Origin of the sequence: Brevundimonas sp. Leaf168, from assembly GCF_001423685.1 — a bacterium.
GTDB classification, from domain to species: Bacteria; Pseudomonadota; Alphaproteobacteria; order Caulobacterales; family Caulobacteraceae; genus Brevundimonas; species Brevundimonas vesicularis_C.
The window spans coordinates 252,388-270,438 of record NZ_LMOY01000001.1 but is presented as its reverse complement, the minus strand read 5'-3'; the positions used below and the strand labels follow the sequence as shown (position 1 = coordinate 270,438).

General features: G+C 66.2%; 10 protein-coding genes. 4 read left to right on the top strand and 6 right to left on the bottom strand.

Going from position 1 to position 18,051, the window contains the following annotated elements:
- Nucleotides 1-68: 68 nt before the first annotated feature.
- Nucleotides 69-2,156: a catalase gene (locus ASF81_RS01245; protein ID WP_055803778.1), complete on the top strand. Its 2,088-nt coding sequence runs from the start codon at nucleotides 69-71 to the stop codon at nucleotides 2,154-2,156.
- A gap of 79 nt (nucleotides 2,157-2,235) precedes the next feature.
- Here the strand turns inward: ASF81_RS01245 and ASF81_RS01240 are convergent, their stop codons facing one another.
- From ASF81_RS01240 to ASF81_RS01230, 3 genes are read right to left on the bottom strand one after another with little or no spacing between them, the layout of a single operon-like run.
- Nucleotides 2,236-3,669: an efflux transporter outer membrane subunit gene (locus tag ASF81_RS01240; protein ID WP_055803776.1), complete on the bottom strand. Its 1,434-nt coding sequence runs from the start codon at nucleotides 3,667-3,669 to the stop codon at nucleotides 2,236-2,238.
- On the bottom strand, nucleotides 3,669-6,947 hold the full coding sequence (locus tag ASF81_RS01235; protein ID WP_055803773.1) for an efflux RND transporter permease subunit: 3,279 nt from the start codon (nucleotides 6,945-6,947) through the stop codon (nucleotides 3,669-3,671). The genes ASF81_RS01240 and ASF81_RS01235 overlap by 1 nt, the downstream gene beginning before the upstream one ends.
- 3 nt (nucleotides 6,948-6,950) lie before the next feature.
- Nucleotides 6,951-8,153: an efflux RND transporter periplasmic adaptor subunit gene (locus ASF81_RS01230; protein WP_055803768.1), complete on the bottom strand. Its 1,203-nt coding sequence runs from the start codon at nucleotides 8,151-8,153 to the stop codon at nucleotides 6,951-6,953.
- A gap of 132 nt (nucleotides 8,154-8,285) precedes the next feature.
- Between ASF81_RS01230 and ASF81_RS01225 the strand changes: the two genes are divergently transcribed.
- Nucleotides 8,286-8,891 (top strand): TetR/AcrR family transcriptional regulator, encoded by a 606-nt coding sequence (locus ASF81_RS01225; protein WP_240893620.1) that lies wholly within the window; start codon nucleotides 8,286-8,288, stop codon nucleotides 8,889-8,891.
- A 69-nt stretch (nucleotides 8,892-8,960) separates the two neighbouring features.
- On the opposite strand, the gene ASF81_RS01220 is transcribed toward ASF81_RS01225, so the two are convergent.
- Both ASF81_RS01220 and ASF81_RS01215 read right to left on the bottom strand, forming a co-directional pair.
- Nucleotides 8,961-10,235, bottom strand: coding sequence for a sugar MFS transporter (locus ASF81_RS01220; RefSeq protein WP_055803765.1), 1,275 nt, complete (start codon nucleotides 10,233-10,235; stop codon nucleotides 8,961-8,963).
- Between the two features lie 199 nt (nucleotides 10,236-10,434).
- Nucleotides 10,435-13,239: a TonB-dependent receptor gene (locus tag ASF81_RS01215; protein ID WP_200932836.1), complete on the bottom strand. Its 2,805-nt coding sequence runs from the start codon at nucleotides 13,237-13,239 to the stop codon at nucleotides 10,435-10,437.
- 289 nt (nucleotides 13,240-13,528) lie between these two features.
- Here ASF81_RS01215 and ASF81_RS01210 point away from each other — a divergent pair, with 289 nt between their 5' ends.
- Both ASF81_RS01210 and ASF81_RS01205 read left to right on the top strand, forming a co-directional pair.
- Entirely contained in the window at nucleotides 13,529-15,346 is a 1,818-nt protein-coding gene (locus ASF81_RS01210; RefSeq protein ID WP_055803758.1) for an alpha-amylase family glycosyl hydrolase, read from the top strand.
- Entirely contained in the window at nucleotides 15,343-16,986 is a 1,644-nt protein-coding gene (locus ASF81_RS01205) for an alpha-amylase family glycosyl hydrolase (RefSeq protein WP_162237567.1), read from the top strand. Before ASF81_RS01210 ends, ASF81_RS01205 begins: the two co-directional genes overlap by 4 nt.
- A gap of 5 nt (nucleotides 16,987-16,991) precedes the next feature.
- On the opposite strand, the gene ASF81_RS01200 is transcribed toward ASF81_RS01205, so the two are convergent.
- Nucleotides 16,992-18,005, bottom strand: coding sequence for a LacI family DNA-binding transcriptional regulator (locus ASF81_RS01200; protein ID WP_055803756.1), 1,014 nt, complete (start codon nucleotides 18,003-18,005; stop codon nucleotides 16,992-16,994).
- Nucleotides 18,006-18,051: the final 46 nt, after the last annotated feature.

Sequence of the window (18,051 nt, the reverse complement as noted above, 5' to 3'; positions counted from 1 at the left end):
CTCCACCGAGTTGTCTTCGGGAACGCGCGCGGCTCCCGCTTGCGCCGCTGCTCCAAAGGACTCCCAAGATGGCCAAGAACGCAAAGCCGGCCGGCGCGCCGATAATCGGCAACGCCGGCGAGGTGCGCCAGACCGCCTCGACGCCTGAGACCCGCCTTACCACAAATCACGGCACGCCGATCAGCGACAATCAGAACTCTCTCAAGGCCGGCCCGCGCGGCTCGACCCTGTTGGAAGACTTCATCCTTCGCGAGAAGATCCAGCATTTCGACCACGAGCGTATCCCGGAGCGGATCGTCCATGCCCGCGGCTCGGCCGCCCACGGCTTTTTCGAACTGACCGACAGTCTGTCGGAGTTCACCACGGCCAAGATCCTGACCGAGGTGGGCAAGAAGACCGAGCTGTTCGCCCGCTTCTCGACCGTCGCTGGCGGCGCGGGCTCGGTCGATACGCCGCGCGACGTGCGCGGCTTTGCGGTCAAATTCTACACGACCGAGGGCAACTGGGACCTGGTCGGCAACAACATCCCCGTCTTCTTCATCCAAGACGCGATCAAGTTCCCGGACCTGATCCATTCGGTGAAGATGGAGGCCGACAAGGGCTATCCCCAGGCGGCCAGCGCCCACGACACCTTCTGGGACTTCATCGGCCTGATGCCCGAGAGCATGCATATGGTCATGTGGGCCATGTCGGATCGCGGCATCCCGCGCAGCCTGCGCATGATGGAAGGTTTCGGCGTCAACACCTTCCGCCTGCTGAACGCCGAGGGCGAGGCGACGCTGGTCAAGTTCCACTGGCGGCCGAAGCTGGGCACGCAGTCCACCTGCTGGGACGAGGCGGTAAAGATCGCCGGCGCCGATCCCGACTATCACCGCCGCGACCTGTATGAAGCCATCGACCAGGGCGACTTCCCCGAATGGGAGTTCGGCGTGCAACTGTTCACCCAGGACCAGGCCGACGCCCTGCCCTTCGACATTCTGGACGCCACCAAGCTGGTGCCGGAGGAGGATTATCCGATCCAGGTGATCGGGCGGATGGTGCTGGATCGCAACCCGGACAACTTCTTCGCCGAGACGGAACAGGTCGCCTTCCTGCCGACCAACATCGTGCCGGGCATCGATTTTTCGGAAGACCCCCTGCTGCAGGGCCGGCTGTTCTCCTATCAGGACACCCAGCTTTCGCGCTTGGGCACGGTCAACTTTCACCAGATCCCGATCAACCAGGCCAAGGGCTGCCCCTTCCAGAACTTCCAGCGTGACGGTCATATGCAGATGGCCGTACCCAGGGGCCGCGCCAACTATGAGCCCAACAGCCTGTCCGAAGCGGGCGAGGACGGCGGCCCGCGCCAAGATCCCAAGGGCGGTTTCCGTACCGCGCCCATCCCGGTCGAGGGCGAAAAGGTCCGCCTGCGCGCCGAAAGCTTCGCCGATCACTACAGCCAGGCCCGGCTTTTCTTCCGCTCCCAGACCGAGATTGAACAGGCCCACTTGGCCAGCGCCATAGTCTTCGAACTGTCCAAGGTGTCGCTCGCTCACGTCCGCGAGCGTGTTCTGGCCAATCTGCAGAACGTCGATGAGACGCTGGCCCAGCGCGTCGCCGACGGCCTGAACCTGCCCCTGCCCAAGGCGTCCGACCCCGGTGTGGCGCCCATCGATCTGGACGCCTCGCCTGCCTTGCGCATCGTCGGCAAATATCCCGACACCCTGAAGGGCCGAAAGGTCGCTATCCTGGTTGCCGACGGTTCGGACGGCGCGATCGTCGACGCCGTGAAAGCGGCGGTTGAAGGTGACGGCGGCTCGGTCTTCATCGTCGCGCCCAAGATCGGCGGCGCAAAGCTGAAGGGCGGCAAGACCCTGGCCGCCGACGGTCAGCTGGCCGGCAGCCCTTCGGTCTTGTTCGACGCAATCGCCATCGTCCTGTCCGGCGACGGTTGCGCCCAGTTGCTGAAGGAAGGCGCCGCGGTCGATTTCGCCAAGGACGCCTTCGGCCACCTCAAGGCCATCGGCCACACCCCCGAGGCCCAGCCCCTGCTGGACAAGGCGGGCGTCGAGCCGGACGCCGGCCTGATCGATCTGTCCAAGGACGCTAAAAGCTTCCTCGCCCCCGCCCGCACCCGCCAGTGGGACCGCGAGCCCAATGTGCGCATGTTGGCCTGACCGAAGTAAACTTGATCAGAACGACAGAGGGCCGGGCGATACGTCGCCCGGCCCTTTCGTTTTCAGCATCGCGACGCGGTCAGCTGTCGGCTTGCCAGCCGCCAGCCAAGGCGCGGAACAAGGCGATCTGGTAGGTGGTGACCAAGGCGTCGGACTGGGCCAGGGCGGCGTCCGCCGCCGCCTGGGTGCGTTCGGCGTCCAGCACCAAGAGGAAGCTGTCGGCGCCGGCGTTGAATCGCAGGCGCGACAGGTCGGCGGCGCGGGCTGCCTGGTCCCTGGCTTCGGTCAGGGCCGCATGGCGGTCCAGCTCGTTGGCGTAGTTGGACAGGGCCGTTTCCGTCTCCTGCAGGGCCGTCAGCACCGTCTGGTCGAAGTTCGCCAGGGCGGCGTCCGAACGGGCGCCGGCGGCCTTGATCTGAGCGCGGGCGGCGAAGACGTTGGGGAAGGACCAGCTGATCAGCGGACCGAAGCTGAAGCGGAAGTTCTGGTCGTCGCCCAGTTCACCCGAGTCCAGCGCGGTGGAGCCGAAGGATCCGCCCAGGCTGATCTGCGGAAACAGGTTTGCGGTCGCCACGTTCACGCGCGCGGCGGCGGCGGCCAGTTCGGCCTCGGCCTGGCGCACGTCGGGACGGCGGGCCAGAAGCGCCGCGCCATCGCCGACCGGGATCGGCTGGCTGAGCTGCGGCGGACGCACGCAGGCGGCGGCGGCCTGGCTGGCCTCGGCCGGGGTGCGGCCGGTCAGGGTCGCCAAGCGGAACAGGGCCTCGTTACGGGCTGCGCGCAGGGTCGGCAGGGTCGCCGCCGTCTGGGCCAGGGCCGCGCGGGCGCTGGCCACATCCAGCCCCGTGCCCGCCCCGCCGTCGAGCAGGGTCTGGGTCAGGTTGGCGGTATTGCGTTGCAGCTCCAGCGTCCGTTCGGCGACCGCGATCTGCGCATTGGCCGAGCAGGTGTCGGCATAGGCGCGGGTCGTCTCGGCCGCGACCGTCACCTGGACCGTGGCCAGGGCGGCCTCGGCGGCGCGGGCGTCGGCGCGGGCGGCGCGGATGGTGGACTCCACCCGTCCGAACAGATCGACCTCATAGGCCGCCTGAATGCCGACGTCATAGGTGTCGATCTCGGGCGCATCTTGCCCTGCGGGCAGGCCCTGGACCGTGGCGGCGGAGGCGCGGCTGCGCTGGGCCTGGGCGCTGGTCGTCGTGGTCGGGAAACGACCCACGCGGGCCTCCGACAGCGACGCCCGGACCGCGCGCAGATTGGCGAAGGCGGCCTCGAGCTGGTTGTTCTCGGCGAAGGCCTGCTGGATCAGGGCGTCCAGCGTCGGATCCTCATACAGCCGCCACCAGTCGTCGCGCGCCGCGGCGGTCGAGACGGTGGGACTGGCCGAGCCGACGAAGGCGCCTGTGCCGGCGACGGGCAGGTCGGCGACCGGCGCCTTGGGCCCGACCGCGCAGGCGGCCAGTAGGGCGCTGGAGGCTGCGGCGGTCAGGAAGCTGAGGGTCTTGTTGCGAGTCATCAGATGTCCCCTCCCCGGCCAGTCGCGGGCGCAGGCGCGTTCGGATCGGTCAGGTCGCTGGTTTCGTCATAACGCAAGGGCCGGTCCGAAGGACGGTCAGGCGTCGGGGTCGGTTTCTTGCCTTGCGGCAGTTTCGAGGACAGCCAGCGGCTGACCACATAGAAGACCGGGGTGAAGATCAGGCCGAAGAAGGTCACGCCCAGCATGCCCGAGAAGACGGACGTGCCCAGCGACTGACGCATCTCCGCGCCTGGCCCCGAGGCCAGCATCAGCGGCACGACGCCGAGGATGAAGGCGAAGGAGGTCATCAGGATCGGACGCAGACGGGTCTTGGCGGCGGCGACCGCAGCCTCGAACCGGTTCATGCCCTGCTCTTCCTCGGCCTGCTTGGCGAACTCGACGATCAGGATGGCGTTCTTGGCCGCCAAGGCGATCAGAACGACCAGGCCGATCTGGACTAGGATGTTGTTGTCCAGGCCGCGCAGGTTCACCCCGATGATGGCCGCCAGCAGACACATCGGCACGATGAGGATGACCGCCAGCGGAAGCGTGAACGCTTCGTACTGAGCCGCCAGCACCAGGAAGACGAACACCACCGCCATCAGGAAGATGACCGTCGCGCCGGAACCCGCCGCCTTCTGCTGATAGGCCAGACCCGTCCATTCGTAGGAGAAGCCCTGCGGCAGGGTCTGGGCGGCCATGGTTTCCATGACCTGCAGCGCCTCGCCGGAAGAAACCCCTGCTGCGGCGTTGCCCTGAAGTTCGGCAGCCGGGAACAGGTTGTAGCGCACGATCCGCGCCGGGCCGGAATCGTTGACCAGATTGGCCACCGATCCGATCGGCACCATGGCGCCCGTGGACGACTTGGTCTTCAGATTGGCGATGTCGGCGATGTCGTCGCGCGCCGTCGGCTCCGCCTGCGCCGTCACCCGGAAGGTGCGGCCCAGCATGTTGAAGTCGTTGACGTAGGACGAACCCAGATAGACGCCCAGTGTGTCGAACACCGAGCTGGGTTGGACACCCAGCATCAGCGCCTTGTCACGATCGACGTCGGCGGTGATGCGCGGCGAGGCCGTGTTGTAGGTCGAGAAGACCTGGCTGACCTCGGTCGGCTTCTGCGCGGCAGCGCCCATCATGGCGAAGGTCGCGCCTTCCAGCGGACGATAGCCGGCGCCTTCGCGGTCCTGGATCATCATCGAGAAGCCGTTGCCGGTGCCCAGACCCTGGACCGCCGGCGGGGCGATGACGAAGATCTGAGCGTCCTCGATCTGTCCGGTCGCCTGGGTGATGGCGCCGGCCAGAGCCGTGGCGGCCTCCTCCTTGGAGCGTTCCTCGAAGCCGTTCAGGCGCACGAAGATGGTGGCGGCGTTGGAGCCGAACGAGAAGCTGGAACCGTCCAGACCGGCGAAGGCTACGGTGCCGTTGACCCCGGCGGTGCCCTGGATGATCTTGGTGGCGCGTTCCATCACCGCCTGGGTGCGGTCCAGAGACGCGCCCGCCGGCAGTTGGATGACGCCGATCAGGAAGCCCTGATCCTGTTCAGGGATAAAGCCCGAGGGGGTATCGACCAGACGCCAGGCAGTCAGGCCCAGAAGACCGGCGTAGATGATCAGAACCAGACCAACCGTGCGCACCAGACGCGCGGTCAGGCGGCCGTAACGATCCGACAGCCAATCGAAGCCCTCGTTGAACTTCCGCCCGGCCCAGCCCCCATAATAGACGACCGTGCCCAGGACGCCCGGCTTGCGAGCGTGCTCATGATCCTTCTTGTGCGGCTTCAGCAGCAGGGCGGCCATGGCCGGCGACAGGGTCAGGGACACGAACAAGGAGATGACCGAGGCCGAGGCGATGACGACCGCGAACTGGCGATAGAAGATGCCGGGGATGCCGGGCACAAACATCGTCGGCACGAACACCGACACCAGCACCAGGCCGATGGCGATAAGGGCGCCGGAAACCTCCTGCATCGATCGATAGGCGGCCTCCTTGGGACTGAGCCCTTCACCGATGGCCCGCTCCACGTTCTCGACTACGACGATGGCGTCATCGACGACGATGCCGACCGCGAGGACCAGGGCGAACAGGGACAGGGAGTTGATCGAATAGCCCAGCGCCAGCTGCACCGCGAAGGTGCCAACGAGGGCGACGGGGATGGCGACGATGGGGATAATGGCCGCGCGCCAGGTCTGCAGGAAGACCATGACCACGATGATGACCAGGATGACGGCTTCGACCAGGGTGTGCTGAACCGACTCCACCGAGGCGGCGACGAATTCGGTCGGGTTGTAGGGCACGTCCACCTTCATGCCGGCGGGCACTTCGGACTTCAGGGCCTCGACCTCTTTCAGGACGCGGTCGGCGGTGCCCAGGGCGTTGGCGCCCGGCTGTTGAACGATGGCGATGCCGACGCCGCGCTGGCCGTCGAAGAAGCCGCGGATGCCGTAGTCCTGGGCGCCCAGTTCGATCCGCGCCACGTCACGCAGATAGGTGACACGGCCCTGGGCGTCCGTCTTCAGCACGACGTTGGCGAACTCATTGGGATCGCTGAGACGACCCTGAACCTGGACCGGCAGTTGGAAGGCGGCCGCGCTGTTGGGGAACGGCGGCTGGCCGATGGAGCCGGCGGCGGCCTGAACGTTCTGGGCGCGCAAGGCGGAAACGATCTCGGGACCCGTCAGACCGCGCTCGGCCGCCTTGGCCGGGTCGATCCAGACGCGCATCGAATAGTTGCCGCCGCCGAACACCTGAACCGCGCCCACGCCCTCGATCCGCAGCAGACGGTCCCGCAGCGTGGAGTTGGCGTAGTTGCCGACATAGTCGTTATCGAGGGTGCCGTCGGGCGACGTCAGCCCCAGGATCATCAGGAAGCCGCTCTCGGCCTTGTTGACCACGACGCCCGTCTGGCGAACCGCCTCGGGAAGACGGGGCTCGGCCAGCGCCACCCGGTTCTGGACCAGCACCTGTGCCGAATCCAGGTCCGTGCCGGGCTGGAAGGTCACCGTGATGGCCACCGCCCCGTCCGATGTGGACGAGGAGGAGATGTAGAGCATATTCTCGACGCCGTTCACCTCCTGCTCGATGGGGGCGGCGACGGTTTCGGCCAGGGTCTCGGCCGAGGCACCGGGATAGGCGGCGTTGATGGTGATCGTCGGCGGCGCGATCTCCGGATACTGCGACAGCGGCAGCAGCGGATAGGCGGCGATGCCGATGATGGAGATCACCACCGCGATCACGGCCGCGAAGATCGGCCGGTCGATGAAGAAGCGGGAGATGTTCATGGCTTAGCCGGCCGGCAGGCTGTTGGCGAAGGAGGCGCTGGACGCGGGCGCCGACTGGGTGACGGGCGCCTGGGACGCATCGCCGGCGACGGGTTCGATCTTGCCGTTCTTGGGCGTGACCTTGGAGCCCGGCTGAGCGGCGCGTTGCAGACCAGCGATAATGACGCGGTCGGTCGGGGCCAGCCCCGAACGGACAACGCGCAAGCCCTGCACGATCGGGCCGAGCTGAACGGCCTTGTTCGTCACGGTGCCGTCGGCGTTGACCACGGCGACGGTGCGGCGGGCCTGATCGGTGCCGATGGCCGAATCCGGGACCAGCAGAGCATCATAAGCTCCGGCGCCCGCGACCTGGGCGCTGCCGAACATGCCGGGACGCAGGAAGCCGTCGGCGTTGGGCAGGATCGCGCGCAGACGAATCACGCCCGAGGCGGTGTCCACAGCGTTGTCCGAGAAGTCCAGACGGCCGGTATGCTTGTAGGTGCTTTCGTCCTGCAGGCGCACATTGACGACTGCGCCCTGATTGGCGCCGCCCTGACGCAGGTATTTCAGCAGGACCGCTTCCGAGCCGTCGAAGACAAAGTGGATCGGGCCGCCCGAGATGATGGTGGTCAGGATGTCGCCCGCCGACGAACCGCCGGCGATGACATTGCCCGGATCGACGCGACGGTCGGACACGCGACCCGAGGTCGGCGCGGTGACGCGAGTGTATTCCAGGTTCAGACGCGCATTGCGGACGGCGGCGTTGCCGGCCGCCAGATTGGCCTGGGCCGCATCAACGGCCGCCTTGTTGGAATCATACTCGGCCTTGGACACCGCCTGCGAGGCCAGCAGGGCCTCGCTACGGGCCAGGTTGGCGCGGGCCAGCGACAGTTGCGACTGGGCCTGGGCCACCTGGGCCTGAGCCTGCGCCAGGGCGGCCTGGGCCGGGCGCGGATCCAGGGTGAACAGCAACTGGCCGCGCTGGACCATCTGGCCGTCGCGGAAGTGGACGGCCTGGATATAGCCGCCGACGCGGGCGCGCACGTCCACGCTCTCGACCGCTTCGAAGCGCCCGGTGAACTCGTCCCAGTCCCGCACCTGCTGCTTCAGCGGCACAGCCACCGTCACGGGCGGCGCGCCTTGCGCGGGCGCCTCTGCCTTTGGGGAACAACCATAAAGCGCACCCGTCACCATGACGGATACCGCCGCAATCTTCAGCCCGCGCATCTGCGCATCTCCCTGTCGGAGGTAAATCCCTGTCGAGCGGACAGAGGCCGATGGGGAGTCGGCCTTGTCAACGCGTGGTGACTTAATGGTCGGAGCCGTGGCGCTTGTCAACAGGCGTTGACAAAGCCATATGTGATCTACGGTTATTGTCTGTGGAGTGTCATCACCTTGTTATGTCCCGGCCCACGCCCGAGAAACGCCGCCGCCACGCGCACGGCCATTCTCGATGCTGCGCGCGAGAGATTCGCGGCCGAGAGCTATGACGACGTGGGCATGCGCGACATCGCCCGCGATGTCGGCGTCGATGCGGCCCTGATCAGCCGCTACTTCGGCTCCAAGGACGATCTGTTCCTGGCCGCGCTGGATAGCTGCGGCGATGGCAGCGCCCTGATGCAGGGCGAAAAGGCCGACTTCGGCCGGCGCGTGGCGCACGAGATCGTCTTCGAACCCAAGAAGGCCGAAAAGCTGAAGGGCATGTCGATCATGCTGCGCTCCATCGGCTCGGCCAAGGCGTCGGAGATGGTTCAGAACACCTGCACCCAGCGGTTCTTCGGCCCGCTGGAGGAATGGCTGAGCGGGCCGGACGCCACGGTCCGCGCGCGTCTCCTGGCCGGCTTCATCATGGGCATGTCGGTCAGTCGCGAACTGGGCGGCGGCAGCTTCAACATTGAACCCGCCCAATGCGAGGAGATGCGCGACCGCCTGGCGCCCATTCTTCAGTCCCTGATCGACGGCTGACCCAATCGCCGAAATGAAAAAGGGCGCGGAGGCTGACCTCCGCGCCCTTTGTCTTGTCTGGCGACCGGCTCAGTGCGAGGCGGTCGAGGTCACTTCGGTCCGCGCCTTGGTGCGGATGCAGCCGATCGCGAAGATGGTCAGGCCGACGTAGCCCAGCATCGGCACGATGAAGGCGGGCTGAAGCTTGCCGGCCGCATCGGCGATATGCGCCGCGACTTGGGGCAGCAGGGCGCCGCCGATGATGCCGAACACCAGCAGACCCGACGTCGCCGAAGTCGGAGCGGTAGAGCGCTCCAGCGTCAGGGTGAAGATGGTCGGGAACATGATCGAGTTGAACAGGCCGATCGACAGAACGGCATAGGCCGCCGTCGGCCCGCCGATCTGGCTGACGGTCAGGCACAGGATGGCCGCCGCGACGGTACAAAAGGCCAGGACGATGCCGGGACGAACCTTGGTCAGGACGGCCGATCCGATGAAGCGGCCGACCATGGCGCCGCCCCAGTACAGGGCGACCATCTTGCCCGCCGTCTCGATGGGGGCGTTCAGGATGTCGGGGCTTTCCAGGAAGTTGGTCAGCATGCCGCCGATCGCGACTTCGGAACCAACGTAGAGGAAGATGGCCAAGGCGCCGAAAACAGCCCAGGGCGACGACAGAGCCTTCAAGGGCGAAACCGCATTGTGCGATTCAGGCGCGGCCGCATTGATCTTTTTGCGCGCCGTGAAGATGAAGACGGCGATCAACGCGAAGAAGGCGCCCATGCCCAGGAAGGCCATGTCGATGCTGCGCAGCGACTGGGTGCGGGTTGCGGCGGTGACCACAGCGCCAGCGGCGAAGACGCCGCCCGTCAGCAGGACGTGCGAGCCCAGCCATGGCCCCACGGTCGTGCCCAGCGAGTTGAAGGCCTGCGACAGGTTCAGACGGCTGGAGGCGCCCTTGGGGCTGCCCAGCTCGGCGACCAGCGGATTGGCCGCGACCTGCAGCAGGGTCACGCCCGAGGCGATGACGAACAGGGCGATCAGGACGCCGGGATACCAGTCGGCGGCGGTGGCGGCCGGCACGATCAGGCAGCCCGCGACCATGACGATCAGGGCGCCGATGATCGAACGGCTGTAGCCCAGCTTGCTGAGGACCGAGGCCGCCGGCAGAGACATCAACCCGTAGGCGATGAACCAGGCGAAGGTGGTCAGGAAGGCCTCGGCGTTGTTCAGGTCGAACACGCGCTTCACCGCCGCGATCAGCGGGTCGATCAGCGAGGTCGCAAAGCCCCAGGCGAAGAACAGCGTGGTGACATAGGCGAAGGCCAGGCCTGCGCCCTGGCGTTTTCCGGCGTCCGGAACGGTCATGAATGATCCCCCAGTGAAATCGAACGGCCGCGCTGTGGTCGCGCGGTTCTCATCCTGCTTGATTCGGACATCGCGAAAGGCGCGTCCAGCCGAAAAGCGCGCTCTGTAACGAAACTTTCCCGCGGGGCCGGGGCGCAGGCAAAGAAAAGGGCCGCCTCGCGAACGCGGCGGCCCAAGTTTGCTCAGAAGAGAGGGGAAATCAGAACTTGTAGTTCAGCCCGACCGCGAAGGTGCGGCCGTAGTGCTGATAGTCGATGGTCCGGCGCTCATCGCCGTTCTCGAAGGTCTTGAACGGCTCGTCGGTCAGGTTGTTGACCTGAGCCAGAACCGACAGGCCTTCCAGCGGACCGGACTGGAACTCATAGCCGACCTGGGCATCGACGACCGTTTCAGCGGCCACCGAACGCAGGGTGCGGCCGTTGCCGAAGCCGGCGACCTCGCCCAGGTAATCCGAGCGATAACGGGCCGAAATCCGCGACTGGAAGCCATAGCGCTCATAGTAGAGCGAGCCGTTGATCACGTTTTCCGACAGACCCGGCAGAGCGGTCGGGGCCTGGGTCGGATCGGGCTGGACTTCGCTGTCCGTGGTCGAAGCGCTGAACTGGGCGCCGAAACCTTCCAGGGCCGGATGGAAGATGTCGAACGGCGCCGAGATCGAAAGCTCAAGACCCTTGATCCAGCCGCCTTCGCCGTTGTCAGGCGCGCCGACCAGGCCTTGGCGCAAGGCCGGCTCGGGGTTTGTCGGCGAAATCACGCCGATCGGATAGCCGGTGAAGTCGAAGATCTGATTGCGATTAAAGACGTAGCTTTCCAGGTTCTTGTAGAAAGCCGCCAGCGAGATGTAGCCTTTGCGGTTGGCGAAATACTTCTCGAACGACACGTCGATCACGTCCGCGATGTACGGCCGCAGTTCCGGGTTGCCGCCGCCGCCGCCCCAGGGGGAACGGTTGATGTCGGTCGATTGGGCCAAGCTGGGGTTATAGCTGTAGTTTCGCGAGGCGCGCATATCGTCCATGCGCGGACGGGCCAAGGTGCGCGAAACTGCCAGACGCGCGAACATGTCCTCGCCGGTTTCCAGGATGAAGTTCGCGCTAGGCAAAATCTCCAGATATTCGTCGCCGCCCGTCACCGCGATGGTCTCGGAGACGCCCGGTCCGACCTGCCGCGCCGAGAAGCCGCTGGAGCTTTGGTCGGTATAGACGAACTGCATGCCGACGTTGCCGGTCAGGGCCCGGCCGAACAGGTTGTGATCGATGTTGGCGCGGACGTAGGCGGTCGAGACCTTTTCCGTCACTTCCCAGTTGCCGGCCGTGACGTCGGCGTTCGGGTTGCGGACGCGGTTCAATGCGCCGCTATTGACCAGGCCGAGAGCGTCGTAGCTCAGCACGGCGCTGATGCCGAGATAGCCAAGGTCGGTCGGGTCCAGCAGGAAGGCTGAAGGCACGGTCAGATCGCCGCCGCCGGGGACGCCGAGATAGAACTGGTCGTTGACGAAGCTCTTTTGACGCTCGGTGTAGTTGGCGCCGAAGTCGATCGACTTAAACGGGCTCTGGTGCAGTTCACGCGTCACAGAGAAGCGAGCGGCCTTGATCTCGTCCTCGATGGACGGCGTGTTCATATAACCGGCCTGACCGCCAGGAATGACGTCGCCGCCCCAGCCTTGCGGGCTGGTGATGCGGATCAGGTTCGGATCGGCGTAGTTCAGACGGCTGGTGAAGCGGGTCACGCCATCGTCGGTCAGTTCAAAGCCCAGAGTGTCCAGCGCGCCGTTAACGTTGCGGCCGGTGCCGGCGTTGGTTTCCAGGATGATGTCGTTACGCTCGACCTTCGAATAGCTCAGGTCCAGGTTCGCCGACCAGTCGTCGCTGAGCGTGAATTCGGTGTTCCAGCCCAAGGCGGTGATGTTGCTGTCGCGCTTGTTCAGGTCGTTGCGGACCACACCCTTGATGTTGTCCCAGGTGCCGGCGACGATCAGGCCGTCCTGGACCGTGTAGCCAGGGCGCAGCGCGGGGCCGGGACGGCAGACCGCCGACGGGACGTTCACGGTGCAGTCACCAGAGGAACCACCCCACGCCAGCGGGAATTCGATGCCGCGAAGGACCTGGGTGTTCTTGAACTCGGAATAGAAGGCGTCGATCGTGGAGTGGATGCGATCGTTCGGGCGCCATTCCAGCACACCCATATAGCCGTCGCGCTCCAGCTCCGACGACATCACATAGGGCTTCACGCCGCCGGTCAGCAGATTGCCGTCCGTGTAGTTGGGATAGCCCCAGGCGTTGAAGCGCTCGGACTGATATGGCGAGCTCATGTGGGCGTAGCCCAGGGCCACGCCTAGTGTGCCGTCCAGGAACTGGTCGATGTAGGAGATGGTGTAACGGTCGCCGTTGTCGGTCGTGCCCGAGTTCAGGGCGCCGATCTCGTTCCACTCGTGGCGATAGTTCATGGCGATGGCCTGACGGCCATAGGCCAGCGGGCGAACGGTGCGCAGGTCGACAGTGCCGCCAAGGCCTTGGCCGATCAGGGCCGCGTCCGGGGTCTTGTAGACGACGACGCTGTTCAGCAGTTCGGCGGGGAACTGGTCGAACTCAACGCCGCGGTTGTCGCCGGTGGTGACCAGTTCACGCCCGTTCAGCAGGGCGGTCGTGAAATCAGGGCCCAGGCCACGGATGGAGATCGCCTGGCTGCGGCCGTCGAGGCGCTGCATCGTCACGCCCGGCAGGCGCGCAAGGGATTCGGCGATCGAGACGTCCGGCAGCTTGCCGATGTCTTCGGCCGAGATGACTTCGACGATCGAGGTGTTGTTGGCCTTGGCGTTGATCGCGGCTTCGATCGAACGGCGGATGCCGGTGACGACGATTTCACCGACTTCGGTGGCTTGGTCGTCGGCCTGCGCCGTCGTGGCGGGCGCGGTTTGTGCGTGCGCCGAGCCGACCGCCATCAGGGCGGCTGCGCCGAAGGCGACACCGGATAGCAGGCGCGCGCGCCGGTTGAGACGTTGGAACATGGTCATCCTCCCTGGGGCTGACCGCGATTCTGAACGTCGCGATCTGAAGCCGTCGCAAAAATATGCAAATCTTTGGGAATGTTGCAAGCAGTTAATGCGGAGGTCTGATTTCCGTCGCACTTCAAGCCGTTTCGGAGGCCGTCGGCACACGCGAACTTGCGGCTTCGCGCGATTTCACTGACGCATTGCAGCATTTCAGCGACGCGTTGACAGCCCCGCTCATTGCTGCAAAATCTTGCAAATCGATCTGGAAGGCTTTGCACTTTCCAGACGCAAGGGAGTGAGCGTCATGGCGAGGGGAACCCCCAGAAGGGCCGGACTGCACGCGGCGATAGCGGCGGCGGCTCTGCTGAGCGGCTTTGCAACGCCGACTGCGGCGGAAACGCGCCAGGCCGAAGACGCCCTGTCAGCCCTGCGTCAACGCCTGCCCCAGGACGAGGTGATCTACTTCCTGCTGCCGGATCGCTTCGCCAATGGCGATGCCACGAACGACCACGGCGGTTATGCTGCCGACCGGTTGAAGAGCGGGTTCGATCCTGCCGATACCGATTTTTACCATGGTGGCGACCTGGCGGGCGTGACCCAACAGCTGGACTATATCCAGGGCCTCGGTGCGACGGCGGTCTGGCTGGCGCCGGTGTTCAAGAACAAGCCCGTGCAGAGCCATGGCGACTACACCGGCGCGGCGCACCACGGCTACTGGATCACCGACTTCACTGCCGTCGATCCGCACTTCGGCGACGAGGCTGCGATGCGCGCCCTGGTCGAGGCGGCCCACGCGCGCGGCATGAAGGTCTATCTGGACATCGTCGCCAACCACACCGCCGACGTCATCCAGTATCGCGAATGCCCGGAGGGACGCTGCGCCTATCGCAGTCGCGCCGACTATCCCTACACCCGTCGCGGCGGCGTCGAAGGTGCGCCGATCAATGAGGGCTTCGACGGTCGCGACTTCTCGCGCCTGACGCGGCCCGACTACGCCTACACCCCCTATGTCCCGGCGGGCGAGGAGAACGCCAAGGTTCCGGCCTGGCTGAACGACCCGATCCACTATCATAACCGGGGCGAAAGCACCTTCACCGGCGAAAGCAGCCTGGACGGGGACTTCGCCGGGCTGGACGACCTGCTGACCGAGGACCCGGTGGTCATCCAGGGCATGATTGACATCTTCGGCGGCTGGATCGACAAATACGGTATCGACGGCTTCCGCATCGATACCGCCCGCCATGTGAACCCGGGCTTCTGGCAGGCCTTCATCCCCGCCATGATCGGTCGCGCCGAGGCCAAGGGCATCCCGAACTTCCACATCTTCGGCGAGGTCTACGATCCCGATCCGGTGGTGACGGCGCGGTTCACGCGGGTCGATGGCTATCCGGCGGTGCTGGACTTCCCGTTCCAGAAGCAGGCGACCGATGTGGCGGCCGGCAAGGTCGGGACCGACGCCCTGGCCAAGCTGTTCGACGCCGACACGATCTATGACAGGGGCGCCGAGACCGCCGCCATTCTGCCGACCTTCCTGGGCAACCATGACATGGGCCGGGTCGGCTTCTTCGTGAAACAGGCCAATCCGAACGCCGACGACGCCGAGGTGCTGGCGCGCATCAAACTGGCCCATGCCCTGATGATGTTCAGCCGGGGCGTGCCCACGCTCTATTACGGGGATGAACAGGGCTTCGCCGGCGCGGGCGGATACGGAAACTCGCGCCAGGACATGTGGCCCAGCCGCACGCCGGTCTATGCGAACGAGACGCCCGTCGGCGGTCGCCGGCCGGCCTATTCCACGGATGCCCCACTCTACCAGGCGATCGCCGAGATGACCCGCATTCGCGCCGATGAGCCGGCCCTGCGACGCGGCCGTCAGGTCGTGCGCGCCTATGGCGACAAGCCCGGTCTGTTCGCCCTGTCGCGCATCGGCGAGGACGGATCGGAGGTCCTGGCTCTGTTCAACACCTCCACTGCCCCCGTCGTCGCTCAAGTCGAGGTGGAGCCCGGCTCGCTGCGGTGGCAAGCTCTGCGCGGCGATTGCGCACCTGAATCCTCCGCACCCGCCAGCGTCGCCGTTCGCGTGCTCCCCCTCGATTACCTCGTCTGCAAGAGCGTGCCGTGACTGCCCTGCCCCTCGATCTTTCCGCGGCTGACGCCGCCACCGCATTGGCTCACGACTGGTGGCGCGGCGCGGTGCTGTATCAGATCTATCCGCGCAGCTTCGCCGACTCCAACGACGACGGCGTCGGCGATCTGAAGGGGATCACCCAGCACCTCGACCACGTCGCCTCTCTAGGCGTCGACGGCATCTGGCTGTCGCCCTTCTTCACGTCGCCGATGAAGGACTTCGGCTATGACGTGTCGGACTACTGCGACGTCGATCCGATCTTCGGCACTTTGGCCGACTTCGACGCCCTGATCGCGCGCGCCCGTGCCCTGGGGCTGAAGGTCGTCATCGATCAGGTGTTTTCGCACACCTCCGACGAACATCCCTGGTTCACCGGCAGCCGCGCCAGCCGCAACGGTGACCACGCCGACTGGTATGTCTGGGCCGACGCCAAGCCGGACGGCTCGCCGCCGTCGAACTGGCAGTCGGTGTTCGGCGGCCCGGCCTGGACCTGGGACGCGCGGCGCGGCCAGTATTACATGCACAACTTCCTGGCCTCGCAGCCTCAGCTGAACGTCAGGAACCCGGCGGTTCAGGACGCGCTGATCGCGGCGGCGCGGTTCTGGCTGGATCGGGGAGTGGACGGCTTCCGTCTGGATGCGATCAACTTCGCCATCCACGATCCGTCCCTGCGCGACAATCCGCCGATCCAGGACGGCAAGAAGCGCACGCGGCCGTTCGACTTCCAGGACAAGATTTACAACCAGTCCCACCCGGACATCATCGGCTTCTTGAACCGCATCCGCGCCCTGACCGACAGCTATGAAGGCCGGTTCACGGTGGCGGAGGTCGGCGGCGATCACGCCGACCGCGAGATGAAGGAGTTCACCGCCGGGAGCGACCGTCTGCACTCGGCCTACGGCTTCCTCTATCTCTATGCCGATACGCTGAAGAGCGAACTGATCGGCGTGGGCGATGGAATGTGGCCGGATCACCAGGGCGAGGGCTGGCCGTCCTGGACCTTCTCCAACCACGATGCGCCGCGCGCCGTGTCGCGTTGGGCCCAGGGCCGGGACGAGAAGGCCTTCTCAGAAATGGCCCTGCTGTTGCTGATGTGCCTGCGCGGCAATGTCTTCGTCTATCAGGGCGAAGAGTTGGGCCTGCCTCAGGCCGAGGTGCCGTTCGAGCGGCTGGTCGATCCCGAGGCCATCGCCAACTGGCCCGAGACACTGGGCCGCGACGGCGCCCGCACGCCAATCCCCTGGGTGGCCTCGGCGCCCAACGCCGGCTTCTCGACGGTCGAGCCCTGGCTGCCGGTCGATCCGCGCCATCTGTCGCTGGCCGTGGATGCGCAGGAGGCGGACCCGACCTCGATCCTGCACGCCGCGCGCCGCATCATCGCTCTGCGTCAGGCCCATCCGGCGCTGCGGACCGGCGGGCTGGAGATCGAGAGCGCGGGCGACCTGGTGGTCTTCCGCCGGTTCGAACGGGCCGAGGGCGGCGAGCGTCTGCTGTGCGTGTTCAACCTGGGCTTCGAGGCCGTGGACTGGTCCGCGCCTGCCGGCGCGCGCCGGATCGCGGCGGTCAACTGGACCGAGACGGACGGATCGACGCTGAGGCCGCTGGCCGGCCTGATCTTCGCCGACGCCGGATGACGGGTTCAGCCGCCGCAGGTCTCGCGAACGATCAGCTCGGTCGGAACGCGCTCGGAACGGCCTGCTGCGGCGCCGCCGTGATCCAGCAGTTTGGACACCATCAGCCGACCGGCCTTCATCGTGTCCTGGGCGATGGTGCTGAGCGCCGGGCGCGAGTAGCGGCTGAACGGGACGTTGTCGAAACCGATGACCGAGACCTGGCCCGGCACTTCGACGCCGGCGTGCAACAACGCCCTTACGGCTCCGAGCGCGATCTGGTCGGACGCGGCTACGACGCCATCGAAATCCAGCCCACGTCGGATCAGGGCGTCCACGGCGGCCTCGGCGGATTCGACCTCGAAATGCGCAGGCACGATCAGGTCGGCGTCCACGTCCAACGCGCTCTGGCTCAAGGCGTCCAGATAGCCGCGATGCCGCTGCATGGCCTCGGGCGGATCCAGATCGCCCAGGAAGACGATGCGCTTTCGCCCCAGCCGCGCCAGATGCAACGTCGCGCGGCGCCCGCCCGAGATGTTGTCCGAGCCGATGGAGCAGTAGTCCTGATCGGGCAGTTCGGCGCCCCAGACGACGAAACGATGATCGGCGTCGACCAGCCGGTTGAAGGCCGAATGCAGGCTGGATTGGCCCAGGAAGATCACGCCATCCGCCCGGCTGGTGTTCAGCGCCGCCGACAGCTCGTCATAGTTGGCGGGCGAGATATGGCTCATCAGCAGGTCGCAGCCGCGTTCGCGCGCCGCCTCGCCAACCCCGGCCAGAAGCTCCAGGAAGAAGGGATCGCTGAGGCGCCCTTCGCGACCCTGCGGACGCGGCACCACCAGGGCGATCGTGCCTTGGGCGCCGATCGGGCCGGCAGGCATGTGGCGGCGGAACGGGTAGTCGTGTTCCTTGGCCAGCTTCCAGATCGTCTGTTTGGTGCGATCGTTGACCGCGGGGCTGTCGTTCAGGGCGCGCGAGGCGGTGGCGATGGACACGCCGGCCAGGCGGGCGATGTCTTCCAGACGGGTGGTCTTGCGGCTCAAGGTCGCGGGTCCTCACAGCAGCATGGTGAAGCTGCAAAATTTTCTG